Source organism: Aquabacterium sp. A3, assembly GCF_038069945.1.
GTDB lineage: Bacteria > Pseudomonadota > Gammaproteobacteria > Burkholderiales > Burkholderiaceae_C > Aquabacterium.
In genome coordinates, this window is sequence record NZ_JBBPEV010000003.1 from 79,062 (window position 1) to 95,293 (window position 16,232).

Here is a 16,232-nt window from a genome sequence, read left to right on the forward strand (position 1 = left end):
AAAGGACTGTTGCATGGCCATTCCGTGGCTGACCCTGCTCAAGACCGTGCCCTGGACCGACGTCATCGCCAATGCCCCGGCGGTGGCACAAGGTGCCCGCAAACTCTGGCAAAAGGTGGGGCGTGGTGCGGCCGAGGAGGCCACCGCCACCCCGTCGCCGATCGTGGTGCCGCCGGGTGGGGATGTGGTGCAGGCGCTGATTGAGCGTGTCGAGCGCCTGGGGGCCGAGTCCAGTGCCTTGCACCAGGAACTCCAGACCTCGTCCGAGCTGATCAAGGCCCTGGCCGATCAGAACGCCTTGTTGATCGAGCGCGTCGAAGCGCACCGCGTGCGGCTGCGTTGGCTCAGCGCCCTGGTGTTGCTGATGGGCCTGGGGCTGGCGGGCTTGTGGTGGCGCCTGGCTTGAGGGCCTCAGCGCCCACAGGCGCCTGCCAGGTGCCCCCCACGGGCAGCACCTGAAACTCATCCGGAGCCAGGCCAGCAGCCTCGCGCGCGCGGGCCAGGTCTTGCGGCGGGGCATCGGCCCGCTCGTCACTGAGCACGAAGGTGCCCCAGTGCACCCCCAGGCTCTGACAGGCCCGCAAATCCTGGTGGATGCGCACCGCCTCGGCCGGATTGACGTGGTAGTCCCGCATGAACCAGCGCGGCGCGTAGGCGCCGATGGCGATCAGGGCCAGGTCCGGGCCGGCGCACGCGCTGGGGCCAAGGCCGACCGGCTGGCGCTGAAACAGGCGTTCGTAGGTGGCCTTGAAGTCCGGGCTGTAGCCGGTGTCACCACTGAAATACCAGCGCCAGGGCGCGCGCGCGGCGGTACCCTGGGGCGAGTCCATGACCGCCCAGCCGCCCCACAGGGTTTGCCGGCGGTCGCGCAGGCCCCGCGCCGACCAGTGCTGCACGGGCGTCAGGTGAAACTGAACGCCCTGCACCTCATGGTGTTGCCACCAGTCCAGCTCGATCACGCGTGTGATGCCTTGCTGCCTGAACCAGTCGGCCAGGCGCAGCGGCACCAGAAACAGCGGTGATCCACCAGCTTGCGCGGCCAAGGCGCGCACCGAGGCCTCGTCCAGGTGGTCGTAATGGCTGTGCGAGATCAGCACCACGTCAATGTGTGGCAATTGGGTCAGCGACAGGCCCGGGGGCTGCAATCGCTGGGGCCCTGCCCACGACACGGGCGAAGCCCGCTCCGAGAAGTGCGGATCGGTCAGCACATTCAGCCCCATGGCCTGCACCAGCACCGTGCTGTGGCCGATCCAGGTGGCGGCCGGCTGCATGTCAACGCCGGCGCGTGCGTTGCGCTGGATGAAGGGCAGATCGGCCCTGCGGCGCGGGGTGGGCGCCCATGGACGGTCGTCCCTGGGGGCGAACCGGCGCTCCCACTGCCAGCGCAGAAAGCTGCCCAGGCCCTTGCGCTCGTCGTCGATGTGCAGGTTGCGAAAGCCCGTGTCGGTGTGGTGGGCGGGGCGCGTGGTGTCAGCCTGCGTTGCCCCTTTGGGCAGGGGCGCGCAGGCCGTCAGCGCGCCGGCCATGACCAGGGCAGCCCACGTGACCACAGTGCGTCGTGTCATGCCAAGGCGACCCTGCTCATTCGCCGGTGCTGCTGCCTGCGGCCGACTTGCCGCCACCACGGCGTCCGCCACGACTGCGGGGCGCGCGGGCTGGTGGGGTGTCGGCAGCCTGAGTGGGGGCAGGCGCGTCCGAGGCTGGGGCCGGCGCCGAAGGCTGATCAGCCGGTTCTGCGGCCTTGGATGCAGTTCGGGCGCGTCCACCACCCGTGCCGCGTGCCGCCGTTTTGCGGGCGCTGCGCTTGGTGGCGGGGGCAGGCGTCTTGTCGGTATCGGCCGTTGCGGGGGCGCCGATCTGGGTCTCGGGCACCGTGGGGGCATCGCTGGCGGCGGTGTTCTGGGCAGTGGGCACGTTGGCGGGCTCCTCATGGCGTCCGCCACCACCACCACCACGGCGGCCTCGGCCTGAGCGGCTGCGGTTGCCTGCACTGGCGCTCTGACGGTCGCGACGAGGAGCGGTCGCTTCGCTGCCATGTTCAAGCTCAGGCGCGTCACCGTCTTCGGCCATGAAAGACAACACCACGTCGGCCACGGCCTCATCACTGTGGGCCGTTGGCCCTGCGCTCATCGGCTCAGAGACCGGGATGGGCGCCACGGGGGGCTGGGCCGCTGACGGTGTGGCTTGGGCCATCGCCGGCACCCCGGTGCCACGCGACACATACGTGCCCGACTTCTCGTCACGCCCAAAGTCCAACAGCCCGCGGGCACGGGCCTCTTCCAGCAGGTTGCCGAAGGTGCGAAAGCCGTGGTAGTTCTCGTTGAAGCCCGGGTTGCGGCGCTTGATGGCCTCTTTGAGCACCGAGGCCCAGATGCGCCCGCCTTCGTCGCGGTCGGTCACCAGGGCCTCGTAGGTTTCGGCCGCCAGTTCCACCGCCTTGGTGCGGCGGGCGTCCATCTCGGCCTTGCGCTTGGCCTCTTCTTCGGGCGAGCGGCGTGGCTGGGCCTGATCGCGGCCCTCGCGGCGGGCCGACTGGCGCTGGCTGTCGCGCACCAGGTCGTCGTAGAAGATGAACTCGTCGCAGTTGGCCGTCAGCAGGTCCGAGGTGGACTGCTTGACGCCCACGCCGATCACGTACTTGGCGTTCTCGCGCAGCTTGGACACGAGCGGCGAGAAGTCCGAATCGCCCGAGATGATGACGAAGGTGTTGACGTGGGCCTTGGTGTAGCAGAGGTCCAGCGCGTCCACCACCATGCGGATGTCGGCCGAGTTCTTGCCCGATTGCCGCACATGCGGGATCTCGATCAGTTCGAAGTTGGCTTCGTGCATGGGCGCCTTGAAGCTGCGGTAGCGCTCCCAGTCGCAATAGGCCTTCTTGACGACGATGCTGCCTTTGAGCAGCAGGCGCTCCAGCACCTTCTTGATGTCGAACTTGTCGTAGTTGGCTTCGCGCACGCCAAGGGCGACGTTCTCGAAGTCGCAAAACAGCGCCATGCTGATGTGGTCAGGGGTAGAGGCCATGAGGAGGTGTGTGGGGGGTGTAAGGGAAGCGCGCCTGCATCAAAGCAGGCCCGCCTCGCGAAGGTAGGCACTGGGCCGGTCGGCGTCGCACAGCAGCGTCAGGCGCTGGCGCGCGCGGGTCATGGCCACGTACAGCAGGTTGCGATTGTCCACCGTATCGCCACCGGGCGCGAATTCACCGCGGTTCAGCCCGGGTACGATCACGTGATCGAACTCCAGGCCCTTGGCCGCTTCGATGCTGCTCAGCAGCAGGCAGTGCTGGGCTTTCATGGCCTGCTGGCGCAACTCGCGCTCGTTCATGGCGCGAAAGAAGGAGGTGAGGTGGTCAAAGCCATGGGCCGACCGGATCAGGCCCTCGATGTTGCCCACCACCTGGGCGATGTCCTGGCTGCGCACCAGCACCCGCTCGGCCAGGGCCTGCGGCTGCAGCACGGCCATGAAGCGCCGCTGCAGTTGCTCGGGGTCGTCGCTGTCCAGCACGTCCAGCGCGTCTTCCAAGCGCTCGCGCACCGCGCTGGGTGCATTGCGCAGCACCTGGTTGTTCAAGAAGGCCTGGGCCAGTGTGGGTTGCTGGGCCACCTCGCGGATGGCCTGGGCTTGCAGCTTTTGCTGGCGGGCCTGGGCGTCTGGGGCGTCGCTGCTGGCAGGGGCGCCATCATCGCCTTCGCTGACGAACGAGCCTGAAAAGCTCAACAGCGCGTTCAGCACCGCCTGCCGCACCTCCACCCGCTCGATGCCCTCCAGGCAGGCCCGTCCGCAGGCGTACAGACCGCGCACGAACAGCACCTCGGGCCGCTGCAGGTAGGGTTGGAAGCCCGTGGTGCGGTAGTCCAGGCCATGGTCCAGCAGCAGGTTCTCCAGCTCGACCGACTGGTGCGGGTGGCGCAGCAGGATGGCGATGGCCGACAGCGGGGCCTCGGGCGGCAGGCCCACGCGGTCGCGCACCAGTCGCGTCAGCTGCCAGCGTTGATCGGCCAGGTCGGTGGTGCGGATCAGCTCGATGGCGGTGTCGCGCGCGGTTTGTGCGGCGTAGGGCTTGTGGCGGGCCACGCGGCTCACGGCTTGCGCCAGGCGGGGCCCGAAGCGCCAGCTGGTGCTCAGGGGCAGGCGGGTGGCGGGGGCCACTTCGCGGTCGAAGGTCTCGCCCATGAAGGTGGCGTCGGCGCCGGTCAGGGCGTGGATCACCTGGTCGCGGTCGCCTACGCCCACAAAGCCCGCGTGGTTGCGGGCCATCAGCTCGCGCAGCACCGTGAACATGGCGCGGTTGGTGTCGTGCATCTCGTCGACCAGCAAGAGCTGCAGGCCCAGGGCCAGGGGGTGGTCTTGCCCGGTCTCGCCACCCAGCCAGCCCTCGTCATCGCGCAGCAGGCAGGCCAGGTCGTAGGTGGCATCCTGCGGGCCGCGAAACACCGGGTGGTCGGGGTGGCCGCCCCGGCGGATGTGCTCGTAGGCGCGCAGCACCTTCAGCGTCATGTAGTCTTGCCCCAGCTCGGCGGCCAGGGCCGGGCTCAGGCGCCGGTCAGCGGCCTCGGTGTGCAGCAAGAGCGTGCCCTTGAGGTACTCAAAGCTGGCCAACAGACCCTCCACGCTGGCCTCGCCGCTGTCGTGGATGCTCAAGGCCTCGGGGTAGGGCTCGTCCATGCGCTGCTGTACCCGCGCGATGGCCGCCAGCACATGGGGCCGCCGCTGCTCGGCCAGGGGCAGGGTGGGGGTGTCGGTGCCCTCGATGTGGCGCAGCCGCGCCGCACAAAAGGCCTCGAAGGTGCTCACCTGCACGGCCCGGCGCGTCGCCGCAGGCAGGCCCATGCGGGCCAGCGCGTCTTGAAAGGCCTGCACGGCGGCGTCGGTGTAGGTCAGCACCAGCACGCGGGTGGGGTCGGCCCCGCGCAGCAGGGCCTGGGCCAGGCGCAGGGCCAGCGTGGTGGTTTTGGCCGCGCCCGCGTTGGCCTCGATGATCAGGTGGGCTTTGCGCGCCAGCTGGATGGCGCGTTGCTCGGCCGTGGGCACCAGGCCCTTGGGCTCGAAGACGGCGTCGGGGCTGCTCACAGGCCGCGCGGGTCCTTGCGGCCACCCACCGGGCGGCCTCCGCGCTTGCCCTTGTTGGCTTGCGCTTCCAGCTGCTTCAGGCGTTGCCGCTCTTGTTCGGCCGCCTTGGCCTCGGCCAGCCAGGTCTGGATCTCGTCGGGCGTTTCCAGGGTGATGGCGCCCAGGGCCGCGCTGCGAAAGTCGTGGATGACGATCTCGGCGGCCTTGGCCAGGTTCACCTTGCCGCCGCTCATCACCGCGCCGCGTTTGCGGCCAATCTCTTCCAGCAGGGCATCGTCATGGCGCTGCCCGATGGTGTCGGGCTCATCCAGCCGGTACCGGGCGGCCAGCAGGTCGGCGTAGGGCTTCTTCAGCGTGCCCAGCAACTCCAGCGCCACCTCTGCGTCGTCATAGGCATTGCGGCCCACGGCGCCACTGGCGGCCAGGTGGTAGCCGCTCTTCTCCACGATGATCTTGGGCCACAACATGCCGGGCGTGTCGTACAGGTAGAAGTCGCTGGCCAGGTTGATGCGCTGCTCGATGCGCGTCACACCGGCCTCGTCGCCCGTCTTGGCGGCCTTGCGTCCCACCAGGGTGTTCATCAGCGTGGACTTGCCCACGTTGGGAATGCCGCAGATCAGCACGCGCAGGGGCTTGTCCATGCCCTGGCGGTGGGGGGCCAGGGCGCGGCACGCCGTGATCAGGCGCTGGGCCGGGGCCTTCTCGCCCGCATCAAGAGGGATGGCGCTGGTTTCGCTCTGGGCGTTGTACCAGTCCAGCCAGAGCTGGGTGCGGGCGGGGTCGGCCAGGTCCTGCTTGTTGAGCACCTTGAGCTTGGGTCGCGTGCCCGTGAGCTGCGCCAGCATGGGGTTGGCGCTGGAGCCAGGCAGGCGCGCATCCAGCAACTCGATGACGACATCGGTGTCCTTGAGCCGCTCGATGAGGGCTTTCTTGGTCACGTGCATGTGACCGGGGAACCAGTTGATGGCCATGGCGCAGGAGAACTTTCAGACGGGAGCAGGGGCAGTGGCGGCCTCGGGCAAGGCGGCAGGGCTGTATTGTGGGCCCTGTGCCGCCGGGTGTCCTTGCAGGGCGGCGTCCAGCCAGGCCTGGATGTCGCGGCTGTCACGCACGGTGCGCAGCGCGTCGTAGGCCGCTTGCGCTTCAGGGTGGGTGCGCCGCAGGTAGTTCAGCCACTGCTTGAGCCGGCCGGCGCGGTGGCGCGCTTCCACGCGCGTACACACCTGAGCCCAGAACACCTGCAGCATGGGCAAGAGATCGTGCCAGCCCACGGCGCGGGCGGCCTGCCCGTCCAGCTCGGCGCGGATGGCCCAGGCCAGCCCCGGGTTGGCCACCAGGCCGCGCCCCAGCATCAGCGCGTCACAGCCCGAGGCCTCGCGGCAGCGGCGGGCGTCGTCCACCGTCCAGATCTCGCCGTTGGCGATCACCGGGATGCGCACCACGGCCTTCACATCCGCGATGCGCTCCCAGTAAGCCGGTGGGCGGTAGCCATGCGCTTTGGTGCGGGCGTGCACCACCAGTTCGGCCGCGCCGGCCTCGTCAATCGCGCGGGCACAGTCTTCGGCCAGGCGGTCGTCGTCGTAACCCAGGCGCATCTTGGCCGACACGGGCATCTCGGGCGGCACGGCACGCCGCACGGCGGCCACCACGCGGTGCACCTGTTCAGGCTCTTGCAGCAGCAAGGCCCCACCGCCATGGCGGTTCACCACCTTGGCAGGGCAGCCAAAGTTCAGGTCGATGCCGGCCGGTCCCAGTCGGGCCAGGCGCGCGGCGTTGTCGGCCATGCAGGCCGGATCAGACCCCAGCAACTGTGCCCGCACCGGGGTGCCCGCCACCGTGCGCCCGCCGTTTTTCAGCTCGGGCACGATGCGAACAAACGCCCTGTCGGGCAAGACCGTGCCTGTTACCCGGATGAATTCGGACACGCACCGATCCACCCCGCCCACACGGGTCAGCACATCCCGCAAGGTGCAATCCAGCAGGCCTTCCATGGGGGCGAGCAGCAGGGTCATCGGGGTCAGGTGGGGCGATTTGAAACGGGCGCCAGTGTAGGGCCTGCGCCCACAGTTTCGGACTCAAGTTGGGGTCGAAGACGACGATACCAAACACAGCAGATCTGTTCTTCAGCCCTTCCGACGTCGCCGCGATGCTTTCTGACCCCGTCACCTCCGCCCCTGTCGCTGCCACGCACGATCTTCTGTGTGAACTGGATCACGCACGCACCCGCGGACCGCTCCAGCACATCGTCATCCCACCATGCCCGGAACTGCTGGTGCGATTGCAGCAGGCCTTGGCCTTGGCCGAGCCCGATCTGGGCGAGGTGGCGCACATCGCCACCTCGGACGTGGCCATGTCGGCCACGCTGATCCGGCAGGCCAACAGCCCCGCGTTCGCTGCAGGGCAGCCGGTTCAGACCATCGGTCAGGCCATGAACCGCCTGGGCCTGGATCACACCGCATCGGTGATGTCGTCCTTCCTGATCCAGAAGGCCATCCGCGTCAACTCGGCCCATTTGCAGCGCTTTTGGGAGCAGTCCACCAAGCGCTCCATCGCCATGACCTACCTGGCCAGCAAGCTGCCCGGTGTGTCGACCGATCTGGCGCAAACCTACGGTTTGTTTTGCCATGTGGGCTTGCCGGTGATGATGCAAAGCGTGAAGGGGTATGCCGGGACGATGGTCGAGGCCCGGGCCCGGATCGATCGCTCTTACATCCAGACCGAAAACGCCAACCACAAGACCGACCACGCGGTGGTGGGGGCCCTGGTGGCCCGGGTCTGGCGCTTGTCGCCGCTGGTGGTGGCCGCCATTCGTCTCCACCACGACCTCGACACCCTGGGTGAGCGCAGCGCCGACCCCGAAGTCAACACGCTGATCGCCATGGGTTTGCTCGCGGAGTACCTGACGCTGCGTCATGAGGGGCTGGAGCCTGATGCCGACTGGCAGCGCCACGGTGGCGAGGCGATGGCGTGGCTGCACGTCCACGCTGAAGACCTTGACGCCTGGGAAGACGAACTGCGCGAGGGCCTCAACACGGTCTGACCGACCCGCTGCGGATCAGCTACCATCCGGCCCATCAAACAGGGCCTGTGCGCCGGGATGGATTTCATGGCTGGTACAAGCTTGCTGGTACTGATCGACGACATCGCCACCTTGCTGGACGACGTGGCTGTCATGTCCAAGGTGGCCGCCAAGAAGACGGCCGGTGTGCTGGGCGATGACCTGGCGCTCAACGCCCAGCAGGTCACGGGCATCCAGGCCGATCGCGAGTTGCCCGTGGTCTGGGCGGTGGCCAAAGGCTCTTTGCTCAACAAGCTGATCCTGGTGCCATTGGCCCTGGCGATCAGTGCACTCGCACCGTGGACCATCACGCCCTTGTTGATGGCCGGCGGGCTGTTCTTGTGCTTTGAAGGGGCAGAGAAGCTCTTGCACAGTGTCTCTGGTGCTGCGCACGAACGGCAGGCCCATCACCAGGCTCTGACACAGGCGGTGGCCGATCCGGCCGTGGACATGGTGGCCTTTGAGCGCGCCAAGATCAAAGGCGCCATCCGCACCGACTTCATCCTCTCGGCCGAGATCGTGGCCATCACCCTGGGCATCGTCGCAGAATCAAGCCTGACCCAGCAACTGGCCGTGCTGTCCATCGTGGCCGTGGCCATCACGATCGGGGTGTACGGCCTGGTGGCGGCCATCGTGAAAATGGACGACGCGGGCCTGGCGCTCAGCCAGCGGCCACATGCCGGCCTGCAAGCGATGGGGCGTGCGCTGCTGGCCGCGGCCCCTCGCCTCATGAAGGCCTTGTCCGTGCTGGGCACGCTGGCCATGTTCCTGGTGGGGGGCGGCATCCTGATGCATGGCATACCCCATGCGCAAGAATGGGCGCATCACGCCGTGCAGGCCAGCGCGCCCGCTGCGGTGTCGGGGGGCTGGCTGATGTCGAGTCTGTCAACCGGGCTGGATGGCCTGGTGGGTTTGCTGGCCGGGGTCTTGCTGGTGGCCGGCATGGGCCTCATCAAACGGTTCAAGCCTTGAAGGGGTCGGCCGCTTCAAGTTCCACAGGCAACCAGCGCCCCAGGGTGGCCGCCAGCGCGTCGCGGTCAAAGGGTTTGGTGAGGTAGTCGTCCATGCCTTCGGACAGGCAGTGCTCGCGGTCGCCCGTGAGTGCATGGGCCGTCAGCGCCACGATGGGCGTTCGGGGGCGCGCCGTGTCTTCGTCTTCCAGTGCGCGGATCATGCGCGCCGCCTGGTAGCCGTCCATCACCGGCATTTCGCAGTCCATCAAGATCAGGTCAAAGGCATGATCCTTGAACAAGGCCACGGCCACTTCGCCGTTGCGGGCCTGCATGCAACTCACGCCCAGGCTTTCCAGGGTCATGCTGGCAATGAAGGCATTGACCTCATTGTCTTCCACCAGCAAGACCTCGCCGCGCATCTTCAAATGTCGCCCAGCCGCTGGCGGTGGCGCGTCGTCCACCGGCTCGGCGGCTGACGTGGACGGCATGTTGGCCGGTGAGTTGGTGCTCAATGGCAGGTCCAGGGTGATCTCGAACGTGGTGCCCACGCCCATCACGCTGCGCACCTGGATGCGTCCGCCCATTTCTTCGACGATCTGTTTGCAGATGGCCAAGCCCAGGCCGGTGCCGCCATACGAACGCCGGTTGCCTGACTCGACCTGATAGAACGGCTGGAACAGGTGCTCGATGGCTTCGCCCGGGATGCCCACCCCTGTGTCAGAGACGTCAATGTAAAGACGTGCCTCATTGGGGTTGGGCGTGCTGGCTTTCAAGCTCACCAGCACCTCTCCTTGCTGGGTGAATTTCACCGCGTTGCTGATGAGGTTGAGCAGCACCTGCCGCAGCTTGCCGGCGTCGCCCAGCAGGGTTTGGGCCATCGCCGGCACCCGGCTCAGGTCGTGACGGATGCGGATGCCTTTTTGCTCTGCCGTGGCCTGGAACGCCTGGCAGGCCCCGACCACGGTGTGCTTCAGATCGAAGGGTTGAGGGTTCAAGCGAATCTTCTGCGCATCGATCTTGGCGAAGTCCAGGATCTCGTTGAGCACCTGAAGCAGGTTGCGCGCGGAATCCCGCGCGGACTTGACGAATATCTGATCCCGGTCGGTGAGTTGATCGTCGTCCAGCATGCTCAGCGCGCCGATCACACCGTTCATCGGCGTGCGAATCTCGTGACTCATGTTGGCGAGGAAGGCGGTTTTGGCCCGGCTGGCGGCTTCGGCTTGTTCCTTCATGCGGCGCAACTCTGCCATGTGGTTCTTGCGCTTGGATTGAAGGAAGAGTTTGCGTTCCCTCGCCAATGAAAACCGGTACAAGCTAAAGCCCAGTGCATTCGCCGCCAGAATATGTACCGTCATCCGCTTCATTGCTGCCCAATCCAGATCAGGCTGTTGAAGGTTGTGCAGGATGGCCATCACCCCAATAACGGTTGCCAGCAGTAAAGTGCTTCCTGCTCGGAGCCTAGCGAATGCGTAAATCAGGAATGTGGCAAACACCGTTGCAGACGTCAGCCCCCAGCTGAGGCTCATGGAGGAATCATCTTGGTGACGAGAGACGATCACAAAGTTGCTCATTGCGCAGGTGATGATGACTGCGCTCATGAAGCTCAGAACGTAGTGTTTTGTGTAGAGATCCTTGAAATAGCGGGTGCTGATTCCAAATGACAGCAGCCCCAAGATCAAGAAAGCGCGACCAAATTGACTTGGGTCGCTGATGTCGGCCTGGTGCGTAACAAGGTCCGATACAAAAAAAATCAAGAAGTACAAGGCCGCAACCGTTGTGGTCACGAACAGAAATCTTTGGCCATTCGACCGATATGCTGCCTGGAACTCTTGCTCCAGTCGTCGATTTGAAAAGCCGCGATTTCCAAGGGTGCGCAACTTATTAATCATGGCTGATCCATTTCGAGCCACCCACCTCTGCGCTGAAGTGCGTCAAACGGCATTGCCTGGGCAACACCCCAAAGACTGATTGCGCGATTATTATTGATGGATCATGCGTTGAGTCAGGTAACAAGGTGCTAAAAAGCTGCCTTTTCAATGTACTCTTACTCGACCATGGTGAGGGCGCGATCGGTCAGGTTCGGCTGGAGTAGTGAGGTGTTGAAGCGCTGATGGACGATTGTGTAGTCGATGTCAGCGCCTTCATGTTGAGTCTCTGCTAAAAATTCGTAGAAAGGGCAAGAGGCCTCCCTCAGTCGTTGATCTACAGTGCCTATGGGAATGTAAAACAACGACACCGGAACCCCAGGCTGAGCTGATGTCTCCACCTTTTTCCCAGGAAAAACATCCTCAAAAGTCAGTGCCTTGTAGATGCGATCTATGGGGCTTCTCGCGATCAGAAGCAGGTACTCTATGCCAGCGCGGTAACTGATTTCAAACGCATATTTGATCAGTGCCGAAACCACCAGCTTGCCATCGGGCCCACTGGCTGCAGTCATGCGGCCAGCTTCGAGCAATGGCTGGCCCCGGAAGCAGCTTGGTAACGAGAACTCTTTTTCAAATCTCAAGGGCTTGTTGATGTTGGTGTTCAGTCGCATTGAGCCCACCAGTTTCCCTGAAGACGTTTCGGCCATCAGGTGAACCACATCCGCACGCAAGTCATCAGCTTCAGGTTCATGCAATGAGAGGGCGTGTACCAAGTCTGGCTGATGCCTGCGATATGCCTCGGCGCGCTGATGCGCAATTTTTTCGAGATCCTTCAGGTCACTGGCCAGCCTCACTCGGAATGGGAGCATCGCCACTTTCCTGGGGACACATGAGTAAGGAGGATTCAAGCGTGCAACAGGTCGCGACATCTACAACACCTCTTAAGACCCTGCTGTGAGAGCACTCGACGAGATCTGGATAGCTTGCTTCGAGAGCCCAATTTCACAAAGATACACAAGAATTGTGAAACTTTGTGAAATTTTTCACGTTACGGTGTTGTAAACCTTGAATCGCACTTCGTCAAGAGCTGAGCTTATCGTGCAAGAGTCTGAATTCCTGCGTCACCTTGTGCCGAGGGTCCAGGTGCACCATGGGGCGGGCCTGCTGATGTGACTCTTTGATCTTCACGGACGAACTGAGGTACGGCTGCAACACTGGCAGGCCTTCGTCGATCAGTTCCTGCACCAGCTTTTGCGGCAGGGATGCTCGCGGCTGGAACTGGTTCACCACGATGCCGCTGACCCGCAGTTCGTCGTTGTGGTCGGCCTGGATCTCTTGCACGCTCTCCAGCAGTGCGTACAGCGCGCGGCGCGAAAAATCGTCGCAGTCGAAAGGGATCAGGCAGCCCTGGGCGGCGATCAGGGCCGATCGCGTGTAGAAGTTCAGGGCCGGCGGCGTGTCGATGTAGATGTGGTCGTAGGTGTCGCTCAGTTCGTTCAGCGCGTCACGCAGTTTGTAGATCTTGTAGCGCGACTCCAGCTTGCTGTGCAGTTCGTCCAGCGTGGGATGCGAGGGCATGAGGTGCAGTCCTTCCCAGGGCGTTTCCACCACATAGGCCTCAGGCCCTTTGGGGCGCGCACTGAATTTCAGCGTCTGGTCAAAGAACTCGGCCGCCGAGACCTCGGCGTCGGTTTGTGCGTCGCCCAGCAGGTAATGGGTCGAGTTACCTTGCGGGTCCAGGTCGATCACCAGGGTCTTGAGCCCCTCGGCGGCGCTGATGGCCGCCAGATTGCAGGTGATGGTGGACTTACCGACGCCACCTTTTTGATTGAACACGACGTAACGCATGGTCCTTGCCTCATGGTGGAATGACTGCGTACATTGTGCACTGCAGCACGACCCATTCAGGGCCATCCAGGCAAGGACCTGCGCGTTTGCGGGATCAGCGTCCCGCGTCAGGCAACTCGATCTTGACTTCGAGCACTTCCAGGTCGCCCTGGCGCTCCATCGCCACCTTGATGTCGTCGGGGTTGATGGACACGTACTTCGAAATCACCGCCACCAGTTCTTTCTGCAAATCAGGCAGGTAGCTGGGGCTGTGGCTGCGGCCATTGCGCTCATGTGCGAGGATGAGCTGCAGCCGCTCTTTGGCGACGGTGGCCGTCTGCTTCTTTTCACCGAGGAAGAAGGAGAGGAATCCCATGGCGGTCACTTGCCTCCAAACAGGCGCTTGAAGAAGCCGGGCTTTTCGGCCTCGATGAAGCGCAGTGGTTTGTCCTGGCCCAGGAAGCGATCGATCACGTCGCTGTACGCCTCGGCCACGTCGGTGCCCTTCATGTGGATGGCGGGAATGCCCTGGTTCGAGGCGTTGAGCACCGTCTCGGATTCGGGGATGACCCCGATCAGTTTGACGCGCAGGATCTCATGCACGTCTTCCAGCGAGAGCATCTGTCCGCCCTCGACCCGGTTGGGGTTGTAGCGGGTGATCAGCAGGTGCTCCTTGATGGGTTCGGCGCCGTCCTGCGCCCGCTTGGTCTTGCTGTTGAGCATGCCCAGGATGCGGTCGGAGTCGCGCACCGACGAGACTTCGGGGTTGGTCACCACGATGGCCTCGTCGGCGAAGTGCATGGCCATGAGCGCACCGGTTTCGATGCCGGCGGGGGAGTCGCACACGATGTACTCGAAACCCATCTCGGCCAGATCCTGCAGCACCTTCTCGACGCCTTCTTGTGTCAGCGCCTCTTTGTCGCGTGTTTGCGAGGCGGCCAGCACAAAGAGGTTGTCACATTGCTTGTCTTTGATGAGGGCCTGGTTGAGGTTGGCTTCGCCATGGATGACGTTGATGAGGTCATACACCACCCGGCGCTCGCAACCCATGATGAGGTCGAGGTTGCGCAGGCCCACGTCGAAATCGATGACGGCGGTCTTGTGGCCGCGAAGGGCCAGGCCGGAAGCAAAGCTGGCGCTGGTGGTCGTCTTGCCAACGCCCCCTTTGCCGGAGGTCACCACGATGATCTTGGCCATGGATGGCGGTCCTTTCTGAGATGGGGTCGAGTAGGGGGTCAGAGGTCGATGGGGTCGAATACCAGCCTGTCGCCTGACAGGCGAATCTGTGCCGGCCTGCCCTTCACGTTGGCAGGCAGCGGGTTCTCGGTGGTTCGGTACGTGCCTGCGATGGACAGCAACTCGGGCTCCATGCAGGTGGAAAAGATGCGCGCCTGTTCATTACCGCGCGCACCGGCGATGGCCTTGCCGCGCAAGGGGGCGTAAACGTGGATGCTGCCATCGGCAATGACCTCGGCGCCATGGTTGACGGCGGCGGTGATGATCAGGTCTCCACCCTTGGCGTAAACCTGTTGCCCGGAGCGCAGGGGCTTGTCGATGATCATGGTGGGCGCCTGGCCGGGCACCTCCACCGGCACTTCAACGCGAACCTCCACGGGCACCTCGCGCACGACTTCCCGGATCACCTCCTGCACCACGGGCTCGGCCCGTGAGGGCGCGCCCAGGCTTTCCGGAGCCTCGGCCAGTCCCGCGTCCAGCGCCGCCCTGGCCTGAGCCGGACTGCCACCCCGAAAAGCCACTGGCTTGAGCTTGAACCTGGCCAGCAGGGGCAGCAGGATGGGAAAGTTCACCGGCACGTCCAGGCTGGCCAGGTGCGTGAGGTCGATGACGACGGGCTCGCCATTGAAGATGTCGGGTGTGGCGCCGAAGCGTTCGGTCAGTGCGGCGTCCAGTGCCGTCAGGTTGCCCGTCTTCAGCAAAAAAGCCTCCAGGGTGAGCGAGGCGCTCTTGAAGTCGAACAGGGTCGAATCGTTTCCGGGGGCGGGCATGGACTGGCGGCTCAGATAAAGCACGAAGTTTAAGCCAGCGGCGGGCGCATTCTGATGCGGCGGCATACTGGCGTCAGGACAAGACAGCGCATTGGCGTGCGCATGCAATCGATGGCTTCGGGTTGGACGGACGCGCTGTGGTGGCGCGGTGACCAGGTGGGGTTGGCGGTGGCCTTGGGGGCCGGCCTGCTCGTGGGCCTGGAGCGTGAGCGCCGCAAAGGGCAGGGCGATGACCGCCGGGCTGCCGGATTGCGCACGTTCGCTGTCGCCGCCATGGCGGGCGCGCTGGCGCAAAGCCTGTCTGCGGCGCTGGCGGTGGTGGTGTTGCTGGGCGTGGTGGGCATGGCCACCTTGTCGTATGTGCGCAGTGCCTCCAAAGACCCGGGGCTCACCACGGAGCTGGCGTTGGTGGCCACCACCCTGATCGGCATGCAGGCCGTTGTGCAGCCAGCTCTGGCGGCGGCGTGCGCCGTGTTGCTGGCGGCGGTGCTGGCGGCACGCAGCCGATTGCACCGTTTTGCCACCGACTGGCTGGGCGAAGACGAACTGCACGATGGCCTGCTGCTCGCGGCGCTCGCCCTGGTCTTGTTGCCCCTGTTGCCCCAAGAGCCCCTGCCCTGGCTGGGCGGGCTGTCATGGCATCGGTTGCTGGTGCTGGTGCTCATGATCCTGGTGTTGCAGGCCGCCAGCCACGTCGGGCAGCGCCTGCTGGGGCCGCGTTGGGGGCTGCCGATCTCGGGGTTGTTGGGTGGATTTGTCTCCAGCACCGCCACGGTGGGCGCCATGGGCAGTCTGGTGCGGTCGGGCCCGACCACGTGGCGTCACGCCGCCTGTGCGGCGGTCTTGTCCACGGCGGCCACGTGGGTGCAAGTGGTGTTGATGGCGTCGGTGGTGGCGCCAGCGCATTGGCCTGCCTGGGTGTCATTGGCCGGTGTGGGTGTGGTGGTGCCCCTCCTGGTGGGCTGGAGCCTGTGGCCGCCATCAGGGCCGGGGGGGACGGATGAGGCCATGGCTGGCCAAGCCCGCGCACAGGGGCGTGTGCTGCGCTTGCGCGAAGCCCTGATGGTGGCGGCCCTGTTGCTGGGCGGGGCCTTGCTGGTGCAATGGGCGCGGGGTTGGGGCGAACTGGGCCTGGTGGCGGGGGTGGCGGTGGCCGCCTTGGCCGATGCCCACGCGCCGGTGGTGGCCGTGTTGTCCTTGCAGCAGTCGGGCCAGTTGGGTCTGGTGGATGCCATGCAGGCGGTGCTCACGGCGGTGTCGGTCAACAGCCTCACCCGCACCACGGTGGCCTTGCTGGCGGGCGGGGCGCGCTTCGGTCTGGCCGTTGGTGGCGCCTTGGCGCTCAATCTGATGGTGGCGTGGGCATGGTGGGCCAGCCAGGCGGGCGCCTGACTTTATAATTCTGGCCCCCACTGAGCGTGGGCAATCGGCGCAGACGGTCTGCGTGGATCACCAA

Annotated in this window: 15 protein-coding genes; 4 read left to right on the forward strand and 11 right to left on the reverse strand. The window is 65.2% G+C overall.

What is annotated here, in order from left to right:
* Window positions 1-13 precede the first annotated feature (13 nt).
* Complete coding sequence (locus WNB94_RS12005) at window positions 14-406, forward strand: hypothetical protein (RefSeq protein ID WP_341390646.1); 393 nt, start codon at window positions 14-16, stop codon at window positions 404-406.
* Here the strand turns inward: WNB94_RS12005 and WNB94_RS12010 are convergent.
* Genes WNB94_RS12010 through WNB94_RS12030 form a run of 5 tightly spaced genes read right to left on the reverse strand, consistent with a single transcriptional unit; the run spans window position 345 to window position 7,079 of the window.
* The gene (locus WNB94_RS12010) at window positions 345-1,565 is read right to left on the reverse strand and encodes an MBL fold metallo-hydrolase (protein ID WP_341390647.1); all 1,221 of its coding nucleotides are present in this window, start codon (window positions 1,563-1,565) and stop codon (window positions 345-347) included. The genes WNB94_RS12005 and WNB94_RS12010 overlap by 62 nt on opposite strands.
* Before the next feature lie 16 nt (window positions 1,566-1,581).
* Entirely contained in the window at window positions 1,582-3,021 is a 1,440-nt protein-coding gene (locus WNB94_RS12015) for an NYN domain-containing protein (RefSeq protein WP_341390648.1), read from the reverse strand.
* Window positions 3,022-3,060: 39 nt separating this feature from the next.
* Window positions 3,061-5,067: a UvrD-helicase domain-containing protein gene (locus WNB94_RS12020; RefSeq protein ID WP_341390649.1), complete on the reverse strand. Its 2,007-nt coding sequence runs from the start codon at window positions 5,065-5,067 to the stop codon at window positions 3,061-3,063.
* Window positions 5,064-6,038, reverse strand: coding sequence for a ribosome biogenesis GTPase YlqF (ylqF, locus tag WNB94_RS12025; protein WP_341390650.1), 975 nt, complete (start codon window positions 6,036-6,038; stop codon window positions 5,064-5,066). The genes WNB94_RS12020 and ylqF overlap by 4 nt, the downstream gene beginning before the upstream one ends.
* A gap of 15 nt (window positions 6,039-6,053) precedes the next feature.
* Window positions 6,054-7,079 (reverse strand): tRNA dihydrouridine synthase, encoded by a 1,026-nt coding sequence (locus WNB94_RS12030; RefSeq protein WP_341390651.1) that lies wholly within the window; start codon window positions 7,077-7,079, stop codon window positions 6,054-6,056.
* A 134-nt stretch (window positions 7,080-7,213) separates the two neighbouring features.
* On the opposite strand from WNB94_RS12030, the gene WNB94_RS12035 reads away from it, so the two are divergent.
* Both WNB94_RS12035 and WNB94_RS12040 read left to right on the forward strand, forming a co-directional pair.
* A complete protein-coding gene (locus tag WNB94_RS12035; protein ID WP_341390652.1) occupies window positions 7,214-8,107 on the forward strand; it encodes an HDOD domain-containing protein in 894 nt (297 codons plus the stop codon).
* 66 nt (window positions 8,108-8,173) lie between these two features.
* The gene (locus tag WNB94_RS12040) at window positions 8,174-9,097 is read left to right on the forward strand and encodes a DUF808 domain-containing protein (protein WP_341390653.1); all 924 of its coding nucleotides are present in this window, start codon (window positions 8,174-8,176) and stop codon (window positions 9,095-9,097) included.
* Here the strand turns inward: WNB94_RS12040 and WNB94_RS12045 are convergent.
* From WNB94_RS12045 to minC, 6 genes are all read right to left on the reverse strand, one after another.
* The gene (locus tag WNB94_RS12045) at window positions 9,087-10,328 is read right to left on the reverse strand and encodes an ATP-binding protein (protein WP_341390654.1); all 1,242 of its coding nucleotides are present in this window, start codon (window positions 10,326-10,328) and stop codon (window positions 9,087-9,089) included. The genes WNB94_RS12040 and WNB94_RS12045 overlap by 11 nt on opposite strands.
* A 794-nt stretch (window positions 10,329-11,122) precedes the next feature.
* Window positions 11,123-11,812, reverse strand: a complete 690-nt coding sequence (locus WNB94_RS12050; RefSeq protein WP_341390655.1) for a hypothetical protein — start codon at window positions 11,810-11,812, stop codon at window positions 11,123-11,125.
* Window positions 11,813-12,023: 211 nt separating this feature from the next.
* Window positions 12,024-12,791: a ParA family protein gene (locus WNB94_RS12055; RefSeq protein WP_341390656.1), complete on the reverse strand. Its 768-nt coding sequence runs from the start codon at window positions 12,789-12,791 to the stop codon at window positions 12,024-12,026.
* Between the two features lie 94 nt (window positions 12,792-12,885).
* The gene (minE, locus tag WNB94_RS12060) at window positions 12,886-13,146 is read right to left on the reverse strand and encodes a cell division topological specificity factor MinE (protein ID WP_341390657.1); all 261 of its coding nucleotides are present in this window, start codon (window positions 13,144-13,146) and stop codon (window positions 12,886-12,888) included.
* A 5-nt stretch (window positions 13,147-13,151) separates the two neighbouring features.
* Window positions 13,152-13,967, reverse strand: a complete 816-nt coding sequence (gene minD, locus WNB94_RS12065) for a septum site-determining protein MinD (protein WP_341390658.1) — start codon at window positions 13,965-13,967, stop codon at window positions 13,152-13,154.
* Between the two features lie 38 nt (window positions 13,968-14,005).
* Entirely contained in the window at window positions 14,006-14,776 is a 771-nt protein-coding gene (gene minC / locus WNB94_RS12070) for a septum site-determining protein MinC (protein WP_341390659.1), read from the reverse strand.
* Between the two features lie 102 nt (window positions 14,777-14,878).
* On the opposite strand from minC, the gene WNB94_RS12075 reads away from it, so the two are divergent.
* Window positions 14,879-16,168 (forward strand): DUF4010 domain-containing protein, encoded by a 1,290-nt coding sequence (locus WNB94_RS12075; protein WP_341390660.1) that lies wholly within the window; start codon window positions 14,879-14,881, stop codon window positions 16,166-16,168.
* The last annotated feature ends 64 nt before the right edge of the window (window positions 16,169-16,232 follow it).